Below are 25,239 nucleotides of genomic sequence, written 5' to 3' on the forward strand. Positions count from 1 at the left end.
GCAAGCCGCGCGATTCAAGACCCAGGACTTTAGACTCCAGATTCGACGGCCAACGCAAAACGGGCCGCCTGCGAGGAAGCGCAGGCGGCCCGTTTTTTCTGCGAGTCGTGCTGCGTCGCGCCGCGCCGTCAACTCGCCTGGCTGGCGGCCTGTTCGACTGGTGCGGCGAGTTGTTCGAGCGCCTCGCCGGTCATGCGGACGACGCGCCAGTCGGGCAGCACGGTCGCGCCCATTTTTTCGTAGAAGCCGATGGCGGGCTGATTCCAGTCGAGCACGGTCCACTCGAAGCGGGCGCACTTCCGTTCGACGGCGATGGCCGCGAGTGTGCGCAGCATCGCGGTGCCGAGGCCCGTGCCGCGCTGCGACGGCTGGACGTAGAGGTCTTCGAGATAAAGCCCGCGGCGTCCGAGGAACGTCGAGTAGTTATGAAAGAAGAGCGCGTAGGCGACGATGCGCCCGGCGTCCTCGGCGACGAGCGCTTCAGCCGCGGGCCGCGTGCCGAAGAGCGCATCGGCGAGCCCGTCCTGAGTCGCGACGAACAGATGCGTGAGCTTTTCGAACTCGGCCAGCTCGTACATCAGCGCGTGGATCGCGCCGACGTCGTCGGGCGTGGCCGCGCGAATCGCTGTCGTCATTACGCTTCCTCCGGCACGTCGGACAGCTGGATCTCGATGCCGCCGAAGCGCGACGCGACCCAGTTGTACGCGTGGCACGCGATCCACAGCAGCACGAAGCCGAGAATCGCGTTGAGCAGCAGCGCGCTGAAAATCGTCGAGAGTTCGACCGAACCGTAACGGATGAACGCGACGAGCACGCCAAGCAGGACGATCGGCACGCTGAACGTCAGATAGACGAGGATCAGCGCCTTGGCCGTTTGCCCCGGAGCGATGAACGAGATTTGTTTTTTCATATGAGTCGGTCCGTATGACGTGATGGACGTGTCGAATTTGACAATGGCTGGTAAGGGGGCGGCCCGTCTCAGACGAGTCCGTCGAAGAGCATGATGTCGACCGTGTCGCCGGCATCGAGACTGGCGGCTTCATGGGCGAGCACGATAAAGCAATTTGCCTCGCTCATGGTGCTCAATGCGCCGGAACTCTGGGAGCCGGTCGGCGCGACGCGCCAGTGGCCCTCGCTGTCGCGCACGGCGACGCCGCGCTGGAATTCGGTGCGCCCCGGACGTTTCTTGATCGGTATCTCGCAGCGGGCCGGAATCAGCGGCACGGGCTGCGGTGCCGCACCGGCCATGGCGAGGAGCGCCGGACGGACGATCTGGTAGAAGGTGACCATCGTCGCAACCGGGTTGCCCGGCAAGCCGAAGAGGAGCGCCGGGCGCCCCGCGCCTGGCTGGCCGCCCGACCAGATGCGCCCGAAGGCGAGCGGACGGCCTGGGCGCATCGCCAGGCCCCAGAATTCGACGTCGCCGAGCGTCTGCAACTGCGTGCGCGTGAAATCGGCATCGCCGACCGAGACGCCGCCCGAGGTCAGCACGACGTCGGCGCTCTGTGCCGCCGCTTTGAGCGTGGCCGCCAGCGCGGCCGGCTCGTCGCGCACCATGCCGAGGTCGATTGCTTCGACGTCGAGACGCTTGAGCATCGCGCCGAGCGTGTAGCGGTTGCTGTCGTAGATGCAACCCGCATCGAGCGGGCTGCCTGGCGTGCGCAGTTCGTCGCCGGTCGAGAAGTACGCCACGCGCAGGCGCTGTTTCACGTCGACATCGACGATCCCGAGCGAGGCCAGCAAGCCAATGTCGGAGGCACGCAGCACGCGGCCCGCGCGCAGCGCGGCGCGGCCCTTCGCCAGATCCTCGCCCTTGCGGCGGCGGTTTGCGCTGCGCGACACGGCATTCGCCGCGAACGCGACGCTGTCGCCTTCGCGCCGGGTGTTTTCCTGCGGCACGACCGTGTCGCAACCGGCGGGCATGGGCGCGCCGGTCATGATGCGCACGCAGGCGCCTGGCGGCATCTCGCCCGTGAACGGGTGCCCGGCGAAGGCCTTGCCCGCAATGTCCAACGTCAGCATGCCCGTTGCAGCAGCAAGCGCCGCGCCGTCGAATGCGTAGCCGTCCATCGCGGAGTTGTCGTGCGCGGGGACGTCGATCGGCGAGATCACGTCGTGGGCGAGCACGCGCGCAAGCGCGTCAGGCAACGGCACCCGCTCGCTGGCCGTGATCGGCGTGACCCATTGCAGCACGATGGCCTGGGCGGCGCTGACGGGCAAGGCTTGGGGATCGTAATGGGTGACGCAACCGGACAGAGTGTTATGCGTGGTCATCGGAGGGAGCAGCGTCGCGTCCGCACCATGAGTGCGGCGGTCGTCCTGGTGGGCATGCCGGAGAGTAATGGACGGCGACAGGAAGCGGGCCGGTCGCGTTCTTCAGGCACGGTCGAAGTCGGCGAGTTCCTGTAAGGAATTGATATTGTAAAACGCACGCTCGTCGGCAAAGTTCACTTCGACTGTCTTGTGGCGCGCGTACCACGCGCGCACCTTGCGTTCGCCCGCGCCCAGAAAGGCGGCGAGGTCGTCGGCGAGCGAAGTGCGCACGAGTGCGAACACCGGATGCAGCGTGCTGTTGCCCGCGCTGTCGCCCGTGCTGTTGCCTGTAGCATTCGTTGTGACGACGGTGGCGATGTCGGCGTCTTGCGCGAGCACGGCCGCGGCCAGGCGCGCAGCGAGATCGGCGGGCAGCCAGGGCGAGTCGCACGGGGCGGTGAGCAGCCATGGCGTTTTCGCTGCCTGAAGCCCAGCCAGGAGACCCGCGAGCGGGCCGGGAAAATCGGGCAACGTATCGGCGAGGACGGCGGCGTGCCACGGCGCGCCGAGCGCCGCGTACACGTCCCGATGCCGGTTTGCGCTGATGGCGAGCGCGCCCGCCTGTGGCGCGAGCCGAGCGAGCACGTGCGCCGCGAGCGGCTGGCCATGCAGCAGCTGCAGGCCCTTGTCGGCGCCGCCCATGCGTTGGCCGCGCCCGCCCGCGAGCACGAGACCCGTGATGTCGGCGGTAGGCAGAGCGGAAACCATCGATGCGTCAGCCACCGATGTAGGACATTTCGATGCGGTGATCGTCGGAGACGGCCGGTGCGGCGTCGCTGCCGCGCAACTGCGAGTAGCGATCGGCGCGGCCTGACCAGATCTGTGCGATGGCGGCCGAGATCGTCTCGTCGCTCGTGCCGTTGCGCACGAGCGCGCGCAGGTCGTAGCCCATCGAAGCGAACAGGCACAGATACACCTTGCCCTCGGTCGACAGACGGGCGCGCGTGCAGTTGCCGCAGAACGCGCGCGTCACGCTCGAAATCACGCCGATCTCGCCCGCATCGTCGGCATAGCCCCAGCGCTGCGCGGTTTCGGCTGCGCTGTGCGCCTCGAGCGGCACGAGCGGGAAGTGTTCGGCGATGCGCGCGACGACCTCGGCGGACGGCATCACTTCGGCCATGTTCCAGCCGTTCGACGTGCCCACGTCCATGTATTCGATGAAGCGCAGCGTGACGCCCGAACCGCGGAAGTGTCGCGCCATCGGCACGATTTCGCCGTCATTGGTGCCGCGCTTGACCACCATGTTGAGCTTCAGCGGCGCGAGCCCGACGGCCTGAGCCGCCTCGATGCCGTCGAGCACGTCCGCGACGGCGAAGTCAGCGTCGTTCATGCGGCGAAAGAGGGCGTCGTCGAGCGCGTCGAGGCTCACCGTGACGCGCGTGAGCCCGGCGTCGCGCAAAGCACGCGCCTTGCGCGCGAGGATCGAGCCGTTGGTGGTGAGCGTGAGATCGAGCGGCTCGCCTGTGGGCGTGCGCAATGCAGCAAGACGTTCAATCAGGAATTCGATGTTCTTGCGCAGCAGCGGCTCGCCGCCGGTCAGGCGGATCTTCGTGACGCCTTGCGCGACGAAAAGCCGCGCGAGTCGTTCGATTTCTTCGAGCGTGAGAAGCGCGGCGTGCGGCAGGAATTGATAGTTCTTGTCGAAAACCGCGCGCGGCATGCAGTAGACGCAACGGAAATTGCAGCGGTCCGTGACCGAGATGCGCAGATCCTTCAACGGTCGCGCGAGCGTGTCGAGCACCTCGCCAGACGGCGTGCGCAGACTGTCGCCAGCCGTCAGCGGGGGCAGCGAGCGAGCATCGGCAACGGGAATGATGCGTCGGGGCATGATGGTTTCGTTCAGATGTTGTAAAGATTCTAGCCGAACCTCTGCCCGGCCACCGACAAGGGAGAACGCTGATATATCAAAAAAAAGCCCGCCGTGGCGGGCGGGCTTGCTTACGCGTATCGACGCGGAGACGGCGGGCGCGATGCCCGGCGTCTCCGGTCTGCACGGACCTTACTGCGCCTCGTGATGCGTTTCGACCTGCTGCATCGGCGTCGTATCGGCCGGCGGCAGCGCCTTGCGCTCGCGCGGCACGCGTGCGGGCTTCACCACCTGAGCGGCCGCCGCCTGGGCGTCGCGCAGCTTTTCGGTGTTGGTGTTGACCCAGACGAGACCGGCGGAGGCCAGCATCGGCTCCAGCGCCTCGGACGACAGCGCGCTGGCGGCAGCAGGACGCGTGACGGCTTGCGTCACGGGCTCTGCGGCAGCGGCGGGCGCTGCGGGAGCTTCAGCGCGTGCTTCGGGCTCGACCGGCTGCGGCGCCGGTTCTGCCGTGGCGGCCGATTGCTGAGCGACCGGGGCTTCCACGTGCTGCTCGCGCGCGGCCGGTTCGGCGGCGGGGGCTTCTACAGTCGCTGCAGCTTCTGCGACCGGAGCGGCGACCTCGGCTGCTGCCGGAGCAGCCTGTTCGACCTTTTCGACCGGCGCGGCAGCGTGCTCTTCGTGCGCTTCATGTGCTTCGAGCTTCGCCTCGACGACGTGCGCGGCTTCCGGCAACGGCGTCACGACGACCGTTTCGGCGACGACTTCGTGCACGGTCACGTTCGACGACGGCGCTTCGGCCTCGACTTCAGGCTGCGCGACGACCGGCGCTGCAACGGGAGCTACAACCGGCGCTGCAACCGGAGCGACGTCGACGGGCTGCACGGGCGCCGATTCCTCGACGTCCGCACCGCCTTCCTGCGCGCCTTCGGCCGTCAGGCCTGCGGTGCCTTCTTCACGCTCGCGACGGCCGCCACGACGGCCGCGGCGGCGGCGGCGGCGTTCCTCGCCGTCGCGCGATGCGCCTGCATCCTCGTCGGTGGCTCCGGGTGCGAGGCCTTCGGTCTGCTCGGCGCCAGAGACTTCGCTGGCGGCTGCGTCGAGACGCGCTTCCTGGGCTTCGGCTGCCTCCGCCTGCTGCGGACGGCGGCGCTCGCCGCGTTCACCACGCTCACCGCGTTCACGGCGCTCGCCGCGCGGCGCGCCGGCTTCCGCCGTCTCGCCACGGTCCTGACCGCGTTCTACGCGTTCGATACGCTGCTCGCGCGGTTCGCGTGCCTCACGGCCTTCGCGGCCCTGGCGACCGTCACGTCCTTCGCGCGGCTCGCGTGCTTCACGTGCCTCGCGGCCTTCACGGGGCTCGCGCGCCTCACGCGGCTCACGGCCTTCACGAGCCTCGCGCGGTTCACGCGGTTCACGTTCTTCGCGGCGCGACGACGGCTGGCCGGTGCGTGCACCGCCTGCGCCTTCGCCGCGGCCTGCTCCATCGCGGCCGCCGGGGCGGCGGTTGCGGTTACGGTCACCCGTTTTTTCGCCACGCTCGGTGCGCTCACCGCGGGCCGGACGGGCGGCCTTGTCCTGCTGCTCGGTGGCGACCGGTGCGGGGGCCGCAGCCGGCGCGCCGCCGAAGAGGCGCTTGAGCCAGCCGAAGAAACCGCCGCCCGCTGCCGCCGTGGCAGCCTGGGCCGCCGCCGGTGCGGCCTCGGCGGCCTTCGCTGCCGAAGTCGGGGCCGGACGCTCCGGTGTAATGCCCTTGACCGCGGCTTCCTGCTTCGGCTTGGTCTCGGCAGTGCGCTTGCTGTAGCCGGTTTCCGATTCGAGTTCGCGAGCCGCTTCCTCGGCCATCTTCCAGGACGCGCGCGGGTCGTCGAGGCGCGCATCGTCGTGACGCAGGCGCTCGAGCTTGTAGTGCGGCGTTTCGAGATGCTTGTTCGGGATCAGAACGACGGCAACCTTGAAGCGCGACTCGATCTTGTTGATCTCCGAGCGCTTCTCGTTGAGCAGGAAGGCGGTCACTTCGACCGGCACCTGGCAGTGGATCGCCGCGGTGTTTTCCTTCATCGCCTCTTCCTGGATGATGCGCAGGACCTGAAGCGCCGACGATTCCGTATCGCGGATATGGCCCGTGCCGTTACAGCGCGGGCAGGTGACGTGGCTGCCTTCCGAGAGGGCGGGGCGCAGACGCTGGCGCGACAGCTCCATCAGGCCGAAGCGCGAGATCTTGCCCATCTGCACGCGCGCACGGTCGTGACGCAGCGCGTCCTTCAGGCGCTGCTCGACTTCGCGCTGGCTCTTGGTCGACTCCATGTCGATGAAGTCGATCACGATCAGGCCGCCCAGGTCGCGCAGACGCAACTGGCGCGCGACTTCGTCGGCTGCTTCGAGGTTGGTGCGTGCGGCGGTTTCCTCGATATCGGCGCCCTTGGTGGCGCGCGCTGAGTTCACGTCGATGGCGACGAGCGCCTCGGTGTGGTCGATCACGATTGCGCCGCCCGAGGGCAGCGGCACCGTGCGCGAGTACGCCGTCTCGATCTGGTGCTCGATCTGGAAACGCGAGAAGAGCGGGACGTCGTCGTGGTAGCGCTTCACCTTGTTGACGTTGTCCGGCATCACGATATCCATGAAGGCGCGGGCCTGGTCATGGATCTCGGTGGTGTCGATGAGGATTTCGCCGATATCGGGCTGGAAATAGTCGCGGATCGCGCGGATCACGAGGCTCGATTCGAGGTAAATCAGCATCGGCTGGCCGCTCTGGCCGGCCTGCGACGCGGCTTCGATCGCGCGCCACAGCTGCATCAGGTAATTCAGGTCCCACTGGAGCTCTTCAGCCGAACGGCCGATGCCGGCCGTGCGGGCGATGATGCTCATGCCGTCGGGCAATTGCAGCTGCGCCATGGTTTCGCGCAGTTCCTGACGGTCGTCGCCCTCGATGCGGCGCGACACGCCGCCGCCGCGCGGGTTGTTCGGCATCAGCACGAGGTAGCGGCCCGCGAGCGAGATGAACGTGGTGAGCGCCGCGCCCTTGTTGCCGCGCTCTTCCTTCTCGACCTGGACGATCAGTTCCTGACCTTCCTTGAGGGCGTCCTGGATGCGCGCGGAGCGCATGTCGACGCCTTCGCGGAAGTACTGGCGGGCGACTTCCTTGAACGGCAGAAAGCCGTGGCGGTCTTCGCCGTAGTTCACGAAACACGCTTCGAGCGACGGCTCGATGCGCGTGATGATTCCCTTGTAGATATTGCCTTTGCGCTGTTCGCGCCCGGCGGTTTCGATGTCGATGTCGATCAGCTTCTGACCATCGACGATGGCGACGCGCAGTTCTTCCTGCTGCGTCGCGTTGAACAGCATTCGTTTCATTGAACGGCTCCAGAGCGGCTTTGCGCGCGGCCCGTGCCGGCGCCAGGAACGAAACCTGGCGGTACCGGACGGGCTGCGGCATGCCGCGCCTTATTGTGTTTTCACAAGCACGCTGGAGCAGGAACGATGGCGGGGAGAATTGCCTTCAGGGCGCCCGGCCAGGTCGTGCGCAGCATACGGCTGCGCCACCCTGGATGGGCCGCGGGGCACATGCGAATACGGCTTCAACAAGCGGCGTGACGTGCCGCGGGAGCGCGACGGCGCGTTGTTCCAGAGCTTCCGGTCTGCTCGCCGGGTGCGCGATGCAAGGCGTGCGCACACACAAAAAGCGATGCAGCCCTGCCGCAGCGGCGAACCGCGCGCGCTGCCGGCAGATTCGGGTTCGCGGCCCATGCCGCAAACGGGAAGCATTCAAGGAACGCCCGTCTTCCCCCTCGGGGTGTCTCGCCACCTTTTGACGTCGCCTCGTCCCGCACGTTGCCGGGATGCTTCAGGCGCTCGCCGTATTTCGCCACCGGCGCGTCCTCTCGCCGGTCACTTCGACCGCGCGGCGGGACTCGCCGGATGAATTCTTTATACCAACCTTCCGTTACCGTCGGAAACCGCGACTGACCGAACGTGCCTGTGGGCGCCGTCCCTGCCGCTGCGGTTTTCCGTGCGTGCAACTCGTTGCTTCTCATCATGCGGGGTGAGCAACTAGCCCCGGGCGCAAGTAAAATATCGGTTTATCGCTTGCTGCCTGCGCCGGCAGCGCGGTTCGAGAACCTGACGGAACTTGTAGCCGTTCGGTCGACCGTCGCGTGGGCGCTGGGCAAATTATATTCAGAATGAAAGGGTTAGGCAAAACATCCCAGAATCAGGTCGCAAGCGACCAGGTTTCGCTCGTCGAGATCGACGAGGGCGCGGCCGGTCAGCGTATCGACAATTTCCTCCTGCGCATCTGCAAAGGCGTGCCGAAAAGCCATATCTACCGGATTCTGCGCAGCGGCGAAGTCCGCGTGAACAAGGGCAGGATCGACGCGCAGTACCGGCTCGCCGAGGGCGACGTCGTACGCGTGCCGCCCGTGCGCACGGCGCAGTCTGGTGCGGTTGCCAATGCGGTGCCGGTGCCTGCCGGACAGTTCCCGGTGCTCTACGAGGACGAGACGCTGCTCGTGATTGACAAGCCCGCGGGCGTCGCCGTCCACGGCGGCAGCGGCGTGGCGTTCGGCGTGATCGAGCAGTTGCGCGAGGCGCGCCCGCAAGGCCGGTTCCTCGAACTCGTGCACCGGCTCGACCGCGAGACCTCCGGTATTCTCATGCTGGCCAAGAAGCGCGCGGCGCTGGTCGGCCTGCACGAGCAGATCCGCGAAAATGCGATGGACAAGCGCTATTACGCGTGCGTCCACGGCGACTGGGCGAGCGACTGGGGCCGCCGCCGCGCGGTGAAGGAGCCGCTTCACAAGTATCTGACCCCGGAAGGCGAGCGCCGCGTGCGCGTGCAGCCCGATGGCCTGCCGTCGCATACGGTCTTCAACCTCGTCGAGCGCTGGCCCGCCTACGCGCTCCTCGAAGCCGAGCTGAAAACCGGACGCACCCACCAGATCCGCGTGCACCTCGCGCACCTCGGGCTGCCGATCGTCGGCGACGCCAAGTACGGCGACTTCGCGCTCAACAAGGCGCTTGCCCGGCAGGGCGCGAATCCGGGGATCAAACGCATGTTCCTGCACGCGTACCGGTTGAAGATTACGCACCCGGTCACGGGCGAGACGCTCCAGTTCGACGCACCGCTGCCGCCCGAATGCCGCCGCTTCGTCGACGAACTGCGCGCGCAGCGCGACGGCGCACAAGGCCGGGAAAGCCAGCAAGGCGCGGCCAGGCCCGCTGCACGACAGGACTAGAAGCGCGACTGGAAGCAGCACTAGAAGCACGACGAGAAGCACGATTGGATCGCCACCGTTTTTGGAGAAGGACCGCATGGCCCGAGAGCAATTTGACCTGATCGTGTTCGACTGGGATGGCACGCTAATGGATTCGACCGCCCACATCACACGTAGCATTCAGGCCGCCTGCCGCGATCTCGGCCTGCCCGTTCCCGGCGACGAGGCCGCGAACTACGTGATCGGCCTCGGCCTGCGCGAGGCGCTGCAAATCGCCGTGCCCACGCTCGATCCGGCCGACTATCCGCTGCTCGTCGAGCGCTATCGCATCCATTTCCTCACCCGCGAGCAGACGACCGAACTCTTCGTCGGCGTGCGCGAGATGCTGGCCGAGCTGCGCGAGCGCGGCTACCTGCTGGCCGTGGCGACCGGCAAGAGCCGCGTCGGCCTGAACCGCGCGCTCGACGAGGCGCGCCTGACGAGTGTCTTCGACGGCACGCGCTGCGCGGACGAAACCTTCTCGAAGCCGCACCCGGCGATGCTCCACGAACTGACGCGCGAACTGGGGCAGGATACTGGCCGCACGGTCATGATCGGGGATACGACGCACGACCTGCAGATGGCCATCAACGCATGCGTGGCCGCTGTCGGCGTGGGCTATGGCGCGCATCCGGCGAATTCGCTCGAGGCGCTTGCGCCGCGCTACGTCGCGCCGGACGTCGCGTCGCTTGCGGCATGGCTGAGGGCGTACGCATGAGCGAACCGGCAATCGAACCTGTGCGCGTCTGCGCGGCAGAGGAACTGCTCGAAGGCGGCATGGGGCTGCGCCTGAATGCAACCTGGGCGGGCGGCGATGCCGTGGTGTTCTTCGTGCGCTACGGCGGCGAGGTCTTCGGCTATCTGAACCGCTGCGCCCACGTCCCCATGGAACTCGACTGGGTCGAGGGCCAGTTCTTCGAGTCCTCCGGTCTATACTTGATGTGCGCGACGCACGGCGCAATCTACCAGCCCGATACCGGCAAATGCGTTGGCGGACCGTGCCGCGGGGGGAGTCTGCGACGGGTGCGCGTCGAAGAACGCGATACGCCTGACGGCCGAGCGGTATTCTGGCTCCCCGACAACGATCTGCGCCCGCATCAACCCTGATAATTCACCGCACGCATGTCCGATAATCCGACCCCTGAACCGAACGAGCCGGTTCGTCCCTCTTCGGCGGACCGCAATGCGCCCGCACCAGGCTGGGAGCGCGAGGTGCTTGAGCGGATCGCGCTGGCCGCCATCGACGAACAGCGTGCCGCCCGCCGCTGGAAGATCTTTTTCCGCTTCGCGTTTCTGGGCGTGCTGCTGGCGATCGCCTGGGGCGTGCTGAGTCTGTCCGGCACGCGCGTCGAGACCGGCGCGCGCCATACGGCGCTCGTGTCGCTTGACGGCGAAATCTCGTCAGATACGAACGCGAACGCAGAAAATATCGGCAGCGCGCTCAACGATGCATTCGACGACGACGGCACGGCCGGCGTCATTCTGCGCATCGACAGCCCGGGCGGAAGCCCCGTCCAGGCGGGCATCATCAACGAGCAGATCCTGCGACTGCGCGCGAAGCACCCGTCCATCCCGCTCTACGTCGTGGTGGGCGACATGTGTGCTTCGGGCGGCTATTACGTCGCCGCCGCCGCCGACCGGATCTACGTGAACAAGGCCAGCATCGTCGGCTCGATCGGCGTGCTGATGGACGGCTTCGGCTTCACCGGGTTGATGGACAAGCTCGGCGTTCAGCGCCGCCTGCGCACGTCGGGCGAGAATAAGGGCTTTTACGATCCGTTCTCGCCGGATACGCCGAAGATGGACGCGCACGCACAGGTCATGCTCGACCAGATCCACCAGCAGTTCATCGACGCCGTGAAGGCCGGCCGCGGCAATCGTCTGCACGACTCGCCGGACATCTTCTCGGGGCTCTTCTGGACCGGCGAGAAGAGCGTCGAGCTGGGTCTGGCGGATGGCTTCGGCGACACCGACTACGTCGCGCGCGAAGTCATCAAGGCGCCCGATATCGTCGACTACACCGTCAAGCAGAGCCTGACCGACCGACTCGCCAAGCGCTTCGGCGCGGCCGTGGGTACCGCGGCGGTGCATGCGCTGATTGCGGGCGGGAACATGGTCGTGCGCTGACCCCTCGCGCCGACCCTCGCGCTGAATTTCAGCGTTACCCCACGAACGACCGCTCACGCGCCGCGCGAGCGGTCGTTGTCGTTTCAGGGCCCGATCTCAGTGGGCCACTCAGACGGCAAGCAGCAGGAAGATGGCCGGCCGCTTGTGCAGATCGGGCGCGGGCAGTTTCTTCCAGTCGGACACCGTGCGGCTCACGATGGTCTCCGTCGGCAGCGTGAGGTCGGCGGCGACGCAGACGAGCGTCGACGGAGCACAGCCCGCGAGCAGCGCGTCGAGCATCGTGCGATTGCGGTACGGCGTTTCGATGAAGATCTGCGTCTGCTTCGCCTTGCGCGAGTGCTGTTCCAGCTCGCGCAGCTTCTTCGCGCGCTCGTTCGCGTCGACGGGCAGATAACCGTGGAACGCAAAGCTCTGTCCGTTCAGGCCCGAGGCCATCAACGCGAGCAGGATCGAACTCGGCCCGACGAGCGGCACGACCTTGATGCCGCGTTCGTGCGCGCGCCGCACGAGCAGGGCGCCCGGGTCGGCCACGGCGGGCACACCCGCTTCCGAAACCAGTCCGGTATCGATCCCGGCGCGCAGCGGTGCGAGCAGCTTGTCGATTTCGCCGGGCGGCGTGTTGACGTTCAGTTCGCGGATCTCGATTTCCTGGATCGGCCGCGTCGTGCCGACGCGCTTCAGAAACGCGCGCGTCGTCTTCGCGTTTTCGCCGATATAGCTCGCGAGCGTGCCCGCGCGCTCGCGCACCGGCGCGGGCAGGACCGCTGCAAGCGCGGCTTCGTCGCCGTCACCGAGCGTGTTCGGAATCAGGTAGAGCGTGCCGGTCATTGCGCCTCCAGCAGCGGGTAGCCCGCAGCGAGCAGCATGCGCGTGAGCGCGATCAGCGGCAAGCCGATGAGCGCGGTGGGGTCGTCCGACTCGATCGCTTCGAGGAGGGCGATGCCGAGCCCTTCGGATTTCGCGCTGCCCGCGCAGTCATAGGGTTCTTCGGCGCGCAGATAGGCGTCGAGCGCGGCGTCGGGCAGTTCGCGAAAGCGTACCCGGGTCACGATGTCGACGGTATCCGTTTGGCCAGTAGCGGTGTCGAGCAGACTGAGCGCACTATGGAACTGCACTTCGCGGCCGCGCATCGACTGCAGCTGCGCGAGCGCGCGCGCGTGCGTGCCGGGCTTGCCGATCTGCTTGCCGTCGAACGTCGCGACCTGATCGGAGCCGATCACGAGCGCGCGGCCCGTGGTCGCGGGCAGGGCGGCGGCCACGGCGCGCGCCTTGGCGGCGGCGAGGCGCAGGGCGGTGGCTTCGGGCGTTTCGCCGTCGAGCGGCGTTTCGTCGACGTCGGGCACGGCGGTCTGGAACGGAATACGCAGCCGTTCCAGCAGCTCGCGGCGATAGCGCGACGTAGAGGCCAGAATCAGGGCGGGCCGGCTCGTGGCCGGGTTGGGGAGCGAGGAATCCTGCATGGTCGATCGGTTAGAGAAAACGGGGCGGGACGCCGGAAATGCGAGGCTGCACAGGCACTTGCATGCGTGATCTTAAGTGTTTGACTCGTAAAGACAATAGCGATATGATTTTGGGCTTTTCATCGGTACGCTCATTTCGCGCGCGTTTTCGCGTTGGTGGTGCGTTGTTGGCGGATGCCCGCCAGTACGGCGTACAGCATCGCAAAAGAACGCGACGTTGAAACATGCTTCGCCGGAGCTGGCGGATCCGATCCGCGGGTCTGTCCGGGTTGTCCGGGGAGTGTCCGGTTCGACGTGAGCAGGCCGTCTGAACGCATCGAAGCCGCTTTCCGGGGGCGGCAGTTGCTTTTAAGGGCAAGTGACGACACCGGGAGCACGGATAGCAGGAGCGCACATGACCGAGCCAACGGGTAAGCCTGCGGGCGCCATCGATTCGCTGAATCCGCGCGATCTCGATATTTTCGAATTTGCGCGTAGTGCTCGCGAGGCTGCGGGGGCAGTGCGTCTTTCGCAACTGCCGCGCATGTTAAACGAAGTCGCGGTCGACGCGCCAGATCGCGATACCGCGTTCACGTGGCAGGCGGCGGGCTTCACGCAAACGGAGCTGCAGGACGACGGCACCGAGGGGCCGCAGCCGTATTTGCGGCTCGCGCTTCACGGGAGCGCGTGGCTCACGTGTCAGCGTTGCCTTGCTCCCTGCGAGCAGACGTTCAACGCAGACCCGGTCTTCCGTATCGTCCAGACGGAAGAAGAGGCGGAGGAGTTTCCGCTCGACGACGATGAAGCCGAAGTGATCGTTGGCTCGCGCCATTTCGATCTCGTCGACTTGATCGAAGAGGAGCTGTTGCTCACGCTGCCGCTCGTGCCGAAGCACGATGTTTGTCCGGAGATCCATGAAAGTCTCGCCTCGGGTGCCGATGGCGCGGACGGCGTGGATTCCGTGGACGACGTACCGGAGCAGGAAATCGAGGCGGAAGAGCGCGTCAATCCGTTTGCGGCGCTCGAATCGCTCAAGAAGGACGGTCCCGGCAGCGGACACTAAAGCAGCTGCAGGTGGCGTGCAGTACTAGATTCGTGGGCCTCGCCCCGGAGTCGGGCTATCCCCAGGGTGGCGGCGGCCGGATCGGGCTGTGTTAGAATTCGGAAAATTTTCAGGAGTTATCATGGCAGTTCAACAAAACAAGAAGTCGCCGTCGAAGCGCGGCATGCACCGCTCGCACGATTTCCTCACGGGCGCTCCGCTGGCTGTCGAGCCGAGCACGGGTGAAGTGCACCTGCGCCACCACATCAGCCCGAACGGCTACTACCGCGGCAAGAAAGTCGTCAAGACCAAGAACGACTAATCGTTCCACTGTGCGGCGCCGGTTGGACAACCAACCACGAAGTGCTGCGCATGGCGATCCTGTTCGCTTGACAATTTTTCGGCTTGGCAAAAAAGGCGGCATTCAACTGCCGCTTTTTTGTGCCTGAAATCCGTCGCATTCCATGACTGTTACGCTCACGATAGATTGCATGGGAGGCGACAACGGTCCGTCCGTGACCGTGCCTGCCGCAGTCAATTTCGTTCGCTTGTATCCCGACGCGCATCTTCTGCTCGTCGGCATCGAAACGGCTATCCGCGCCCAGCTGAAAAAGCTGAAGGCGCTGGATAATCCCGCGTTCACCATCGTCCCTGCCACCGAGATCGTCGAAATGGACGATCCGGTCGAGGTCGCGCTGCGCAAGAAGAAAGATTCATCGATGCGCGTCGCGCTTAATCGCGTGAAAGAAGGCGAGGCCCAGGCGTGCGTGTCGGCTGGCAACACCGGCGCGCTGATGGCCGTGTCGCGCTACGTGCTCAAGACGCTGCCAGGCATCGAACGCCCGGCCATCGCTTCCGCATTGCCGAATCCCGCCGGCTACACGACGGTGCTCGACCTCGGCGCCAATGTCGACTGCGAACCGCATCATCTGCTCCAGTTCGCCGAGATGGGCCACGCGCTCGTCGCCGCGCTCGAAGGCAAGGAGCGCCCAACCATCGGGCTCCTGAATATCGGCGAAGAGGTCATCAAGGGCAACGACACCATCAAGCGCGCGGGCGAACTGCTGCGCGCGAGTACGCTGAATTTCCGCGGCAATGTGGAAGGCAACGACATTTACAAGGGCACCGTCGACGTGATCGTCTGCGACGGTTTCGTTGGAAATGTCGCGCTGAAGACGTCCGAGGGGCTCGCGCAGATGCTCAACGGCATGATCAAGGAAGAGTTCGGCCGCTCGTGGCTCACGAAGCTGATGGCGCTGCCCGCGCTGCCCGTGCTGATGCGCTTCAAGAAGCGCGTCGACCATCGCCGGTACAACGGTGCGGCGCTGCTCGGCCTCAAGGGGCTCGTCATCAAGAGTCACGGTTCCGCGGATGCCTACGCGTTTGAGTGGGCGATCAAACGCGGGTATGATGCCGTCAAAAATGGCGTGCTGGAGCGCCTCGCGCGTGCTATGGACGAGAACGCCGGTTCACTCGAACGCGCTGCCGGCGAATCCGGCAGCAGGCAGTCCGGCGGGCCGCTTGCAGGCGAGACGCCGCCCGGCACCGCATCTTCCTCGAAGGCATAATGGTTCAATCGACTTTATATTCCCGCGTGCTCGGCACGGGCAGCTTTCTTCCGCCTGAGCGCGTCACCAACCAGGAACTGGCTGAACGTCTCGCTGCGAAGGGCGTCGAGACGAGTGACGAATGGATCGTCGCCCGCACGGGCATCCATGCGCGCCACTTCGCCGCGCCCGACGTCACCACGAGCGATCTCGCGCTTGCCGCATCGCAGCGCGCCATTGCCGCCGCCGATATCGATCCGCAGTCGATCGACCTGATCATCGTCGCGACCTCCACGCCCGATTTCGTGTTTCCGAGCACGGCCTGCCTGCTGCAGAACAAGCTCGGCATCCGCAATCACGGCGCGGCGTTCGACGTTCAGGCCGTATGCGCGGGCTTCGCGTATGCCGTTTCGATCGCGGACAGCCTGATTCGCACCGGCCAGCACCGCACGGCGCTGATCGTCGGCGCGGAAACCTTCTCGCGCATTCTCGATTTCAACGATCGCACGACCTGCGTGCTGTTCGGCGACGGCGCGGGCGCGGTCGTGCTGCAGGCATCCCAGGAGCCGGGCGTACTGTCGAGCGCGCTTCACGCCGACGGCAGCTACGCGCACATCCTCTGCACGCCGGGCAACGTGCATGGCGGCGTGATCGCGGGCAACGCGTTCCTGCACATGGACGGCCAGGCCGTGTTCAAGCTCGCTGTGAACGTGCTGGAAAAGGTCGCGAACGAGGCGCTGGACAAGGCACAACTCAAACCCGAACAGATCGACTGGATGATTCCGCACCAGGCGAACATCCGCATCATGCAGGGCACCTGCCGCAAGCTCGGCCTCCCCGCCGAACGCATGGTGGTCACGGTGGGCGAACACGGCAACACGTCGGCCGCCTCCATCCCGCTCGCACTCGATGTCGCGGTGCGCGACGGCCGCATCAAGCGCGGCCAGAACGTGCTGATCGAAGGCGTAGGCGGCGGTTTCACCTGGGGCGCTTCCGTCATCCGCTATTGATTTCGACCGGGCGCGCGGCACCACGCTTTCCGGCTGACGCGCGCGCCGCTTGCTGCGGCGCGCGGCTTGCCGCAGCGCGCCGCCCGTCTGCATGAACAGAATTTGGGGACGTTATGAAATTCGCTTTCGTTTTTCCGGGCCAGGGCTCGCAGGCCGTGGGCATGCTCGACGCCTTCGCCGATAGCGCCATCGTGCGCGAAACGCTGCAGGAAGCCTCGGACGCGCTCAATCAGGATCTCGGCAAGCTGATCGCCGAAGGTCCCGCCGACGAACTGAACCTCACCACCAACACGCAGCCGGTCATGCTGACCGCGGCCTACGCGGTCTATCGCGCCTGGCAGCAGGCAGGCGGCGCGGCGCCCGCGATCGTCGCTGGCCACAGCCTCGGCGAATACACGGCGCTCGTCGCCGCTGGCGTGCTCGCGTTCCGCGATGCGGTGCCGCTCGTGCGTTTTCGCGCTCAGGCGATGCAAAGCGCGGTGCCGGTGGGCGAGGGCGGCATGGCTGCCGTGCTCGGTCTCGATGACGACACCGTGCGCGCGGTCTGCGCCGAAGCCTCCGCGGCCGTGGGCAATCCCGGCGGCGTGGTCGAAGCGGTCAATTTCAACGCACCGTCGCAAGTCGTGATCGCGGGCCACAAGGCCGCGGTCGAAAAGGCCTGCGAAGTCGCCAAGGCGAAGGGCGCCAAGCGCGCGCTGCCGCTGCCGGTCTCGGCGCCGTTTCACTCGTCGCTGCTCAAGCCCGCATCGGATCAGTTGCGCGAGTATCTCGCGAACGTGAAGCTCTGCGCGCCGCAGATTCCGGTCGTGAACAACGTCGACGTGGCGTTCGCCACCGATCCCGCCGCGATCCGCGACGCCCTCGTGCGCCAGGCTGCGGGCCCGGTGCGCTGGGTCGAATGCGTGCAGGCGATTGCTGCGCAAGGCGTCACGCACGTGATCGAGTGCGGTCCGGGCAAGGTGCTCGCGGGCCTCACGAAGCGCATCGACGGCAACCTCGTGGGCGCTTCGGTGGCAGACCCGAAGTCGCTCGAAGAAGCGCTCAAGCTCGTGGCCGCTTAAGCGGCGACCCGAGTTACATCCGCAACGGATTCGACAGATACATGGACAAGACTCTCGATAATCAAGCCGCAATCGTGACCGGCGCCTCGCGCGGCATTGGCCGGGCGATCGCGCTCGAACTGGCGCGCCAGGGCGCGACGGTGATCGGCACCGCGACGAGCGAATCAGGCGCGCAGGCAATTACGGCAGCGTTCGCCGAAGCGGGCCTGAAGGGCCGCGGCGCGATGCTGAACGTCAACGACGCGGCAGCAGCCGAAGCGCTCATCGACGCGACCGTGAAGGAATTCGGCGGTCTCGCGATTCTCGTGAACAACGCGGGCATCACGCAGGACAACCTCGCGATGCGCATGAAGGACGACGAGTGGGACGCGGTCATCGACACGAACCTGAAGTCGGTGTTCCGTCTTTCGCGCGCCGTGCTGCGCCCGATGATGAAGGCGCGCACGGGCCGCATCATCAACATCACGTCGGTGGTGGGCTCGTCGGGCAACCCCGGCCAGGCGAACTACGCGGCGGCCAAGGCCGGCGTCGCCGGCCTGACCCGTGCGCTCGCGCGCGAGATCGGCAGCCGCGGCATCACGGTGAACTGTGTCGCGCCGGGCTTCATCGACACCGATATGACGAAGGACCTGCCCGCCGAACAGCAGGCGGCACTGAAGCAGCAGATTCCGCTTGGCCGCCTCGGCAGCCCGGACGACATCGCTCACGCGGTGGCGTTCCTCGCATCGCCGCAGGCGGGGTACATCACCGGCACGACGTTGCACGTGAACGGCGGCATGTACATGTCGTAACCAGATTCGGGTACTATCGCGCGCCGCGATGCGTTTGCTTCAGTCGTTTTCAAACGCCGTTGCGGATAGCCCATCCGGAACCTCGAGCGCCGCTTTTCTGCCAGGTCAAACCTGCTAAAATGCGCGCACTCGCATTCATGAACTAACTTTTTTTCCCTTGGAGGGGTAATGGACAACATCGAACAGCGCGTGAAGAAGATCGTCGCCGAACAACTGGGCGTCGCCGAAGCCGAAATCAAGAACGAAGCATCGTTCGTGAACGATCTGGGCGCCGACTCGCTCGACACCGTCGAACTCGTGATGGCTCTGGAAGACGAATTCGGCATGGAAATCCCGGATGAGGAAGCCGAGAAGATCACGACGGTTCAGCAAGCCATCGACTACGCTCGCGCGAACGTCAAGGCCTAAGGGTATTCAGGCGCTATTTGTCCGCGGTTGCGCATTTGTGCGTAACAGGGGCCTGCGCCGCTATGGCGCGCGCGGCCCAACAGGACTCTCGTCAGTGAACCCGCACATGCCCGCACCCGCTGCCGGGCTCTTGCCGGTCAACTAGCCACAGGGCTCACAGGAGCATCTCCTGCGGCCTCTGTGGCTTTTGTTTTTGTCATCTATGGAAAAGGGGTTACCGTGAGCCGCCGTCGAGTTGTTGTTACAGGCCTGGGGCTGATTTCGCCTGTTGGCAATAATGTTGCCGACGGCTGGGCCAATGTGGTCGCCGGGAAATCCGGCATTGCCAACATCACGAAGTTCGATGCCACGAACTATTCGACCCGCTTCGCCGGTGAGGTGAAGGGCTTCAACGTCGAGGAGTACATCCCCGGGAAAGAAGCGCGCCACATGGATGCGTTTATCCATTTCGGCATCGCCGCGGGCATCCAGGCAATGCAGGATTGCGGCATCGAGATCACCGAAGAGAATGCCGAGCGCATCGGCGTCGTGGTGGGCTCGGGCATCGGCGGCCTGCCGATGATCGAAGTCACCCAGACCGAACTGCTGAACCGCGGCCCGCGCCGTATTTCGCCGTTCTTCGTGCCCGCCTCGATCATCAACATGATCTCCGGCCATCTGTCGATCAAGTACGGCATCAAGGGCCCGAATCTCGCGATGGTCACGGCCTGCACGACCGGTCTGCACTGCATCGGCGAAGCGTCGCGTCTCATCGAGTACGGCGATGCCGACGTGATGATCGCGGGCGGCGCGGAATCGACCGTTTCGCCGCTCGGCGTCGGCGGTTTCGCGGCGGCACGCGCGCTCTCGCAGCGCAACGACGATCCGGCGACGGCGAGCCGTCCGTGGGACAAGGATCGCGACGGTTTCGTGCTGGGCGAGGGCGCAGGCGTGATGGTCCTCGAAGAGTACGAGCACGCGAAGAAGCGTGGCGCGAAGATCTATGCGGAAGTCACCGGCTACGGCATGAGCGGCGACGCGTATCACATGACCGCGCCGCTCGAAAACGGCGACGGCGCGCGCCGCTGCATGCAGGCGGCAATGCGCAACGCGCGTGTGAATGCCGACGAGGTGAACTGGCTGAGCGCGCACGGCACGTCGACGCCGCTTGGCGACCTCGCGGAAACCACCGCGATCAAGCGCGCATTCGGCGACCACTCGAAGAACATCGTCGTGAACTCGACCAAGTCGATGACCGGGCACCTGCTCGGCGGCGCGGGCGGTCTCGAATCGGTGTTCACGGTGCTGGCCGTGCACAACCAGATCTCGCCGCCGACGATCAACATCTTCAACCAGGATCCCGCGTGCGACCTGGACTACTGCGCGAACACCGCGCGGGACATGAAGATCGACATCGCGCTGAAGAACTCGTTCGGGTTCGGCGGCACGAACGGCACGCTGGTCTTCAAACGTTACGTTTGACCCGCATCGAGCGTGAAGCGGCTGCGCCGGATTCTCCGGCCAGCCGCGATTCCGTTTTTCTCACGCGGCGCCCTGGCGTGCCGCGCATCCTGTTGCGACGCTCTGCGGCGCTTCATCTCGTTCTGGCCGTCGGTATCGGCGTGGCGACCGCCGCCGTCCATACGTCGCTCGCGCCCTGGCTGGGCGCCGCTCGCGCCATTGCTCCCACACTCGCTTTCCTTGCCCTCTGCGGACTGGCCGCCGTGGCGTGGCATCGCGCGCAACCCGCCGTCATCGAAATGGGGCCCGATTTTCTTGCGGCTTATGGAAAGGTTGACGCGTCCGGAGAGGGTGGCGCGCCAGGCGAGGGTAGCGCCTGCCGAGCGGGTAGCGCCTGCACCGCGCGAGGGCGTTTGACCGGCGCATCCCAGTGGGGCACCAGCCTGCTTGCGCTGACGGTCGAGGGGAGCGCCGGGCGCACCGCCGTGCTGGTCGCTGCCGATGCGCTCGAACCCGACGCCTTTCGTACGCTGGCCATACGGGCGCGGTGCGCGGCCGGGCGCTGAACGAACAGCGATTCGACCGTGTGCAACGGATTCGCTGTAACGACTGTAACGGCCAATACGCGCGTAACGTGACGAGAGGGACAGGGCGCTACAATGGTGCCCCGCATCTACCATGAGCTAACGGATTTTTCAGGTGAGCGAAAAAGAAATCGACCAGATGCTGGTTGAGCGTGTGCAAAAAGGCGACAAGGCCGCATTCGAGCTTCTGGTCGCCAAATACCACCGCAAGATCATCCGTCTGATCTCGCGCCTTGTGCGGGATCCCGCGGAGGTCGAGGATGTGGCCCAGGACGCCTTTATCAAGGCGTACCGGGCGTTGCCGCAATTTCGCGGCGAGTCCGCTTTCTATACGTGGTTGTACCGGATTGCCGTCAACACGGCGAAGAACTACCTTGCGACCCAGGGTAGACGTGCCCCGACATCTACCGAAGCAGATGCAGAAGAGGCTGAAACTTTCTCGGATGCCGATCAACTAAGGGATATCAACACGCCCGAGTCGATGTTGATGAGCAAGCAGATCGCGCAAACGGTCAATGCTGCCATGGCGATGCTGCCGGAGGAGTTGCGCACCGCCATTACACTTCGGGAAATTGAAGGTTTGAGCTACGAGGAAATCGCCGAGATGATGGGGTGCCCCATAGGCACCGTCAGGTCACGGATATTCCGCGCTCGCGAAGCCATTGCGGCAAAATTGCGTCCGTTGCTGGACACGCCGGAAGGCAAGCGCTGGTAACCACGCTGGTTACCACTGCACCGGCGGGCACGAATGCGATTCACCGGGTTGGTCACCGCGTGTATCACAACAGGGCAGTCTGAAAGGAAATGGGGAGCATCATGGGATCGGTCTCGATGCAATCGGTGCCAGGCTCGCGCGGCGAGCGTCTGTCTGCTTTTGTTGACGGAGAATTGACCGCTGGCGAGCGTCCAGACGGGATATTTTCTGATCTCGATCAAGAAGGACGTGCGAGCTGGTCGGCGTACCACCTGATCGGCGACGTGCTGCGCTCGGACGATCTCGCGCTCAGCGCGGCCGCAAGCCAGTCGTTCATGGCGGGCTTCGCCGCGCGTTTCGAGGCCGAGCCGCACGTGCTCGCGCCCGCCGCGCTGCCGGTCACGCGTCCCGCCGCAGGGGGGGCTACGGGCGGTGTCGCACGCATTCTCGCACTGCGTCACCGCATCGTTCCGACGCTCGCGGTTGCCGCTGCCGCCGCCACGCTCACGTGGATCGTCGTGCCGCAGATGCACGGCGCGGGCAACGTCGGCGGCACGCAGGTCGCGTCGGTATCGTCCTCGGGCGACGGCGTGCAGCGTGTTGCGATGAACGCGGTGCCGGCGCAGGCCGCTGCCGTGCAAGACGGCAACATCATTCGCGACGCGCGTCTCGATGCGTATCTGGAAGCGCATCAGCAGTTCGCGCAACAGCCAGTCATGTCGGATTCCATGCCGCTGATCCGGGCCGCTACCCTCACTACGTCTCGCCAGTAAGTCTGATGCCGACACCGCAGCGCTATAAAACGACAATCTGGGGGCGGCTGCCGGCATTCCTGTGCTATGCGGCCGTATTGCTGACGGTACTGTCCGCGGTTGCGCATGCCGCCGCACAGCCCGCGCCGCAAGACGCCGCCCAGTGGCTCGACCGCATCCAGCAGGCGGCCCGGCAGCAGAATTACCAAGGCACGTTCGTTTATCAGCGCGGCCCGTTCGTGCAATCGTCGCGTATCACCCACTACGGGACGAAGAACGACGGCGAGTACGAGCAGCTCGAAAGTCTCGACGGCAAGCCGCGCAAGCTCTTGCGCCATAACGACGATGTCTACACGTTCGTGCCCGAGCGCAAGTTCTGTGTCGTCGAAAAGCGCCAGAACAAGGACGCGTTCCCCGCGCTGCTCGCCACGAGCGGCGACCACGTGCTGTCCGTCTACACCCCGAAAATGCTCGGCACCGACCGGGTCGCGGGCATCGAAAGCCAGGTCATCGCGCTCGACCCGAAGGACGGCTACCGCTTCGCCTACAAGTTCTGGGCCGACGCGAAAACCGGCCTTCTGCTGCGTGCGCAGACGATCGACCCGGCGAGCGGACAGGTGCTTGAACAGTTGTCGTTCACGCAGATCCGCATCGGCGTGCCGCTCGACAAGGCGCCGATCGTCAGCGGTATGCACAACACGGCTGGCTGGACCGTGGTGCATCCGCCGCTCGAACCGGTCGACATGGAAGCACAGGGCTGGAAATTCGGCTCGCCCGTGCCCGGTTTCCGCAAGGTCCGCGAACTGCGCCGGCCGATGGCCGCAACCGATGCGAACGAGCCGCCCATCCCCGTCGATCAGGCGGTTTTCTCCGATGGGCTGGCTGCAATCTCGATCTTTGTCGAGCCGGTCAAGAACAACAACCGCAAGGAAGGGGCAGGTAGCAACGGCGCCACGCACGTCCTCGTGAAGCGCAGCGGCGACTACTGGATCACGCTGCTCGGGGAAGTGCCTCAAAGCACGTTGCAGCAGTTTGCGTCTGCCATAGAATACAAACCTCCCAGGTAAATCCTTCGGCTGACAACGATATGACGATTTTCCCGCTGCGCAAATTGTTCGCGGCCGCGGTGGTGGCAGCGTGCCTGCCGCTCGCACCGCACGTGGCGTCGGCGGCGCCCGCCGCCAATCTGCCGGACTTCACCGATCTGGTCGACAAGGTCGGACCATCAGTCGTCAACATCCGCACTACGACCCACGTGAGCGCCTCGCCGCACGGCCTGCCGCCGGGCACGGACGAAGGCGACATGTCGGAATTCTTCCGCCGTTTCTTCGGCATTCCGCTGCCGCAGGGCCCGCATGGCCAGTCGCCTCATGGTGGACAGGGCGGCGGCCAGGGCGGTGGCCAGGACGCGTCGCCGCCCGACAGCGGCAGCGACGCGGAGCAGAACAGCGGCGTCGGCTCGGGCTTCATCCTGTCGACTGACGGCTATGTGATGACGAACGCGCACGTCATCGACGATGCGGACAGCATCTACGTCACGCTCACCGACAAGCGCGAGTTCAAGGCGAAGCTGATCGGCGTCGACGACCGTACGGACGTCGCCGTCGTCAAGATCGAGGCGCGCAGCCTGCCCGCTGTGACCATCGGCGACTCGAACAAGCTGCGCGTGGGCGAGTGGGTCGTCGCGATCGGCTCGCCGTTCGGGCTCGAAAATACCGTCACGGCGGGCATCGTCAGCGCGAAGGGCCGCGACACGGGCGACTATCTGCCGTTCATCCAGACGGACGTGGCCGTCAACCCCGGTAATTCGGGTGGTCCGCTCATCAACATGCAGGGCGAGGTCATCGGCATCAACTCGCAGATCTACAGCCGGACCGGCGGCTTCATGGGCATTTCGTTCGCGATTCCGATCGACGAAGCGATGCGCGTCGCCGATCAACTGGAGCGCAGCGGCAAGGTCACGCGCGGCCGTATTGCGGTGGCGATCGGCGAGGTGACGAAGGACGTCGCCGACTCGCTCGGGTTGCCGAAGGCGCAGGGCGCGCTGGTGTCGAGCGTCGAATCGGGCGGCCCGGCCGACAAGGCCGGCATCCAGCCGGGCGACATCATCCAGAAGTTCAATGGCCAGACGGTCGATAGCGCGACCGATCTGCCGCGCATGGTCGGCGACACGAAGCCGGGCACGAAGGCGACGATCACGATCTGGCGCAAGGGCCAGACGCGCGAACTGCCGATCGCGATCGCCGAAATGCAGGCCGACAAGACCGCGAAGGGCGACCAGAAGAAGGCGCCCGCGCCCAAGCCGCGCGCGTCGAATTCGCTCGGCCTGTCGGTGACGGACGTTCCCGCCGATCAACTGAACCAGCTCAAGATCAAGGGCGGCGTGCTGGTGGAATCGGTCGGCGGCCCGGCGGCGCGCGCCGGCCTTCAGAAAGGCGACATCATCCTGCGCGTGGGCGATACCGACATCACGGGCGTGAAGCAGTTCGAGGAAGTGACTGCGCGCCTCGATCCGCAGAAGATGGTGGCGGTGCTCGTGCGGCGCGGCGAGAACACGCAGTTCGTGCCGATCCGCCCGCGCAACCCGGGGCAGAAATGATGCAGACACGCACGAAACCGCCGAGCCTCGTGCTGTACGGCCGCACATGGTGTCATCTGTGCGACGACATGCACGCGGCGCTCGCGCCGCTCGCCGCCGCGGCGGGCGCGCGGATCGAGGTGATCGACGTCGATTCAGACCCCGCATTCCAGGCCCTCTATGACGAACTCGTGCCGGTCCTCCTGTGCGATGGCGTCGAGTTGTGCCACTACCACCTCGACGAGGCGCGCGTGCGCGCCGCGCTCGGGCTGGGCGTTTGAGCCGCGGCGCTTTCCCGCCCCTGCCTGCCGAACCCCTTTTCGGCTAAAATAGGCCGGTTTTTCATCTGTTTACGAGGCGTGCTCTGCTTTTCGTCCGGGCGCGCCTTTTTCGC

At 65.8% G+C, this 25,239-nt stretch carries 26 protein-coding genes; 18 read left to right on the forward strand and 8 right to left on the reverse strand.

The window, feature by feature from the left end:
- Window positions 1–128: 128 nt before the first annotated feature.
- The 6 genes from ACFPTO_RS07065 to ACFPTO_RS07090 form a co-directional block, all read right to left on the reverse strand.
- Entirely contained in the window at window positions 129–635 is a 507-nt protein-coding gene (locus ACFPTO_RS07065; RefSeq protein WP_377710386.1) for a GNAT family N-acetyltransferase, read from the reverse strand.
- The gene (locus ACFPTO_RS07070; RefSeq protein WP_296655762.1) at window positions 635–910 is read right to left on the reverse strand and encodes a hypothetical protein; all 276 of its coding nucleotides are present in this window, start codon (window positions 908–910) and stop codon (window positions 635–637) included. The genes ACFPTO_RS07065 and ACFPTO_RS07070 overlap by 1 nt, the downstream gene beginning before the upstream one ends.
- A 68-nt stretch (window positions 911–978) precedes the next feature.
- Window positions 979–2,274 (reverse strand): molybdopterin molybdotransferase MoeA, encoded by a 1,296-nt coding sequence (moeA, locus tag ACFPTO_RS07075; RefSeq protein WP_377710388.1) that lies wholly within the window; start codon window positions 2,272–2,274, stop codon window positions 979–981.
- 102 nt (window positions 2,275–2,376) lie between these two features.
- Window positions 2,377–3,021 (reverse strand): molybdenum cofactor guanylyltransferase MobA, encoded by a 645-nt coding sequence (gene mobA, locus ACFPTO_RS07080; RefSeq protein WP_377710389.1) that lies wholly within the window; start codon window positions 3,019–3,021, stop codon window positions 2,377–2,379.
- 7 nt (window positions 3,022–3,028) lie between these two features.
- A complete protein-coding gene (moaA, locus tag ACFPTO_RS07085) occupies window positions 3,029–4,141 on the reverse strand; it encodes a GTP 3',8-cyclase MoaA (protein ID WP_377710391.1) in 1,113 nt (370 codons plus the stop codon).
- Between the two features lie 171 nt (window positions 4,142–4,312).
- On the reverse strand, window positions 4,313–7,474 hold the full coding sequence (locus ACFPTO_RS07090) for an Rne/Rng family ribonuclease (RefSeq protein ID WP_377710393.1): 3,162 nt from the start codon (window positions 7,472–7,474) through the stop codon (window positions 4,313–4,315).
- An 827-nt stretch (window positions 7,475–8,301) separates the two neighbouring features.
- Between ACFPTO_RS07090 and ACFPTO_RS07095 the strand changes: the two genes are divergently transcribed.
- From ACFPTO_RS07095 to ACFPTO_RS07110, 4 genes are all read left to right on the forward strand, one after another.
- A complete protein-coding gene (locus ACFPTO_RS07095) occupies window positions 8,302–9,354 on the forward strand; it encodes an RluA family pseudouridine synthase (protein ID WP_377710395.1) in 1,053 nt (350 codons plus the stop codon).
- A 76-nt stretch (window positions 9,355–9,430) separates the two neighbouring features.
- Window positions 9,431–10,090 carry an HAD-IA family hydrolase gene (locus ACFPTO_RS07100; RefSeq protein WP_377710397.1) on the forward strand — a complete coding sequence of 220 codons (660 nt, stop codon included), beginning with the start codon at window positions 9,431–9,433 and terminating at the stop codon, window positions 10,088–10,090.
- Window positions 10,087–10,479 (forward strand): Rieske (2Fe-2S) protein, encoded by a 393-nt coding sequence (locus ACFPTO_RS07105; RefSeq protein WP_377710399.1) that lies wholly within the window; start codon window positions 10,087–10,089, stop codon window positions 10,477–10,479. The genes ACFPTO_RS07100 and ACFPTO_RS07105 overlap by 4 nt, the downstream gene beginning before the upstream one ends.
- A gap of 15 nt (window positions 10,480–10,494) precedes the next feature.
- Window positions 10,495–11,499, forward strand: coding sequence for a S49 family peptidase (locus tag ACFPTO_RS07110; protein WP_377710401.1), 1,005 nt, complete (start codon window positions 10,495–10,497; stop codon window positions 11,497–11,499).
- 108 nt (window positions 11,500–11,607) lie between these two features.
- On the opposite strand, the gene ACFPTO_RS07115 is transcribed toward ACFPTO_RS07110, so the two are convergent.
- Both ACFPTO_RS07115 and ACFPTO_RS07120 read right to left on the reverse strand, forming a co-directional pair.
- Window positions 11,608–12,327 carry an SAM-dependent methyltransferase gene (locus tag ACFPTO_RS07115; protein WP_377710402.1) on the reverse strand — a complete coding sequence of 240 codons (720 nt, stop codon included), beginning with the start codon at window positions 12,325–12,327 and terminating at the stop codon, window positions 11,608–11,610.
- On the reverse strand, window positions 12,324–12,959 hold the full coding sequence (locus ACFPTO_RS07120) for a Maf-like protein (protein WP_377710404.1): 636 nt from the start codon (window positions 12,957–12,959) through the stop codon (window positions 12,324–12,326). The genes ACFPTO_RS07115 and ACFPTO_RS07120 overlap by 4 nt, the downstream gene beginning before the upstream one ends.
- 394 nt (window positions 12,960–13,353) lie before the next feature.
- On the opposite strand from ACFPTO_RS07120, the gene ACFPTO_RS07125 reads away from it, so the two are divergent.
- From ACFPTO_RS07125 to ACFPTO_RS07190, 14 genes are all read left to right on the forward strand, one after another.
- Window positions 13,354–14,001, forward strand: coding sequence for a DUF177 domain-containing protein (locus ACFPTO_RS07125; RefSeq protein ID WP_377710405.1), 648 nt, complete (start codon window positions 13,354–13,356; stop codon window positions 13,999–14,001).
- Window positions 14,002–14,122: 121 nt separating this feature from the next.
- A complete protein-coding gene (rpmF, locus tag ACFPTO_RS07130; protein WP_018441573.1) occupies window positions 14,123–14,302 on the forward strand; it encodes a 50S ribosomal protein L32 in 180 nt (59 codons plus the stop codon).
- 142 nt (window positions 14,303–14,444) lie between these two features.
- Window positions 14,445–15,548: a phosphate acyltransferase PlsX gene (gene plsX, locus ACFPTO_RS07135; protein WP_377710406.1), complete on the forward strand. Its 1,104-nt coding sequence runs from the start codon at window positions 14,445–14,447 to the stop codon at window positions 15,546–15,548.
- Window positions 15,548–16,537 (forward strand): beta-ketoacyl-ACP synthase III, encoded by a 990-nt coding sequence (locus ACFPTO_RS07140; RefSeq protein WP_377710408.1) that lies wholly within the window; start codon window positions 15,548–15,550, stop codon window positions 16,535–16,537. Before plsX ends, ACFPTO_RS07140 begins: the two co-directional genes overlap by 1 nt.
- 113 nt (window positions 16,538–16,650) lie before the next feature.
- Window positions 16,651–17,598 (forward strand): ACP S-malonyltransferase, encoded by a 948-nt coding sequence (gene fabD / locus ACFPTO_RS07145; RefSeq protein ID WP_377710409.1) that lies wholly within the window; start codon window positions 16,651–16,653, stop codon window positions 17,596–17,598.
- 41 nt (window positions 17,599–17,639) lie between these two features.
- On the forward strand, window positions 17,640–18,389 hold the full coding sequence (gene fabG / locus ACFPTO_RS07150) for a 3-oxoacyl-ACP reductase FabG (RefSeq protein WP_377710411.1): 750 nt from the start codon (window positions 17,640–17,642) through the stop codon (window positions 18,387–18,389).
- Between the two features lie 168 nt (window positions 18,390–18,557).
- A complete protein-coding gene (gene acpP / locus ACFPTO_RS07155; RefSeq protein WP_004197638.1) occupies window positions 18,558–18,797 on the forward strand; it encodes an acyl carrier protein in 240 nt (79 codons plus the stop codon).
- A 219-nt stretch (window positions 18,798–19,016) separates the two neighbouring features.
- A complete protein-coding gene (gene fabF, locus ACFPTO_RS07160) occupies window positions 19,017–20,258 on the forward strand; it encodes a beta-ketoacyl-ACP synthase II (protein WP_377710413.1) in 1,242 nt (413 codons plus the stop codon).
- Window positions 20,255–20,803 carry a hypothetical protein gene (locus ACFPTO_RS07165; RefSeq protein WP_377710414.1) on the forward strand — a complete coding sequence of 183 codons (549 nt, stop codon included), beginning with the start codon at window positions 20,255–20,257 and terminating at the stop codon, window positions 20,801–20,803. Before fabF ends, ACFPTO_RS07165 begins: the two co-directional genes overlap by 4 nt.
- Window positions 20,804–20,936: 133 nt before the next feature.
- Complete coding sequence (gene rpoE, locus ACFPTO_RS07170) at window positions 20,937–21,536, forward strand: RNA polymerase sigma factor RpoE (RefSeq protein ID WP_296656890.1); 600 nt, start codon at window positions 20,937–20,939, stop codon at window positions 21,534–21,536.
- Between the two features lie 101 nt (window positions 21,537–21,637).
- The gene (locus tag ACFPTO_RS07175; protein ID WP_377710564.1) at window positions 21,638–22,288 is read left to right on the forward strand and encodes a sigma-E factor negative regulatory protein; all 651 of its coding nucleotides are present in this window, start codon (window positions 21,638–21,640) and stop codon (window positions 22,286–22,288) included.
- 5 nt (window positions 22,289–22,293) lie between these two features.
- Complete coding sequence (locus ACFPTO_RS07180; protein WP_377710415.1) at window positions 22,294–23,334, forward strand: MucB/RseB C-terminal domain-containing protein; 1,041 nt, start codon at window positions 22,294–22,296, stop codon at window positions 23,332–23,334.
- Between the two features lie 20 nt (window positions 23,335–23,354).
- Window positions 23,355–24,866: a DegQ family serine endoprotease gene (locus ACFPTO_RS07185; protein ID WP_377710417.1), complete on the forward strand. Its 1,512-nt coding sequence runs from the start codon at window positions 23,355–23,357 to the stop codon at window positions 24,864–24,866.
- Window positions 24,863–25,126, forward strand: a complete 264-nt coding sequence (locus tag ACFPTO_RS07190) for a glutaredoxin family protein (protein WP_377710418.1) — start codon at window positions 24,863–24,865, stop codon at window positions 25,124–25,126. Before ACFPTO_RS07185 ends, ACFPTO_RS07190 begins: the two co-directional genes overlap by 4 nt.
- Window positions 25,127–25,239 lie beyond the last annotated feature (113 nt).

Origin of the sequence: Paraburkholderia denitrificans (assembly GCF_042655705.1) — a bacterium.
GTDB classification, from domain to species: Bacteria; Pseudomonadota; Gammaproteobacteria; order Burkholderiales; family Burkholderiaceae; genus Paraburkholderia; species Paraburkholderia denitrificans.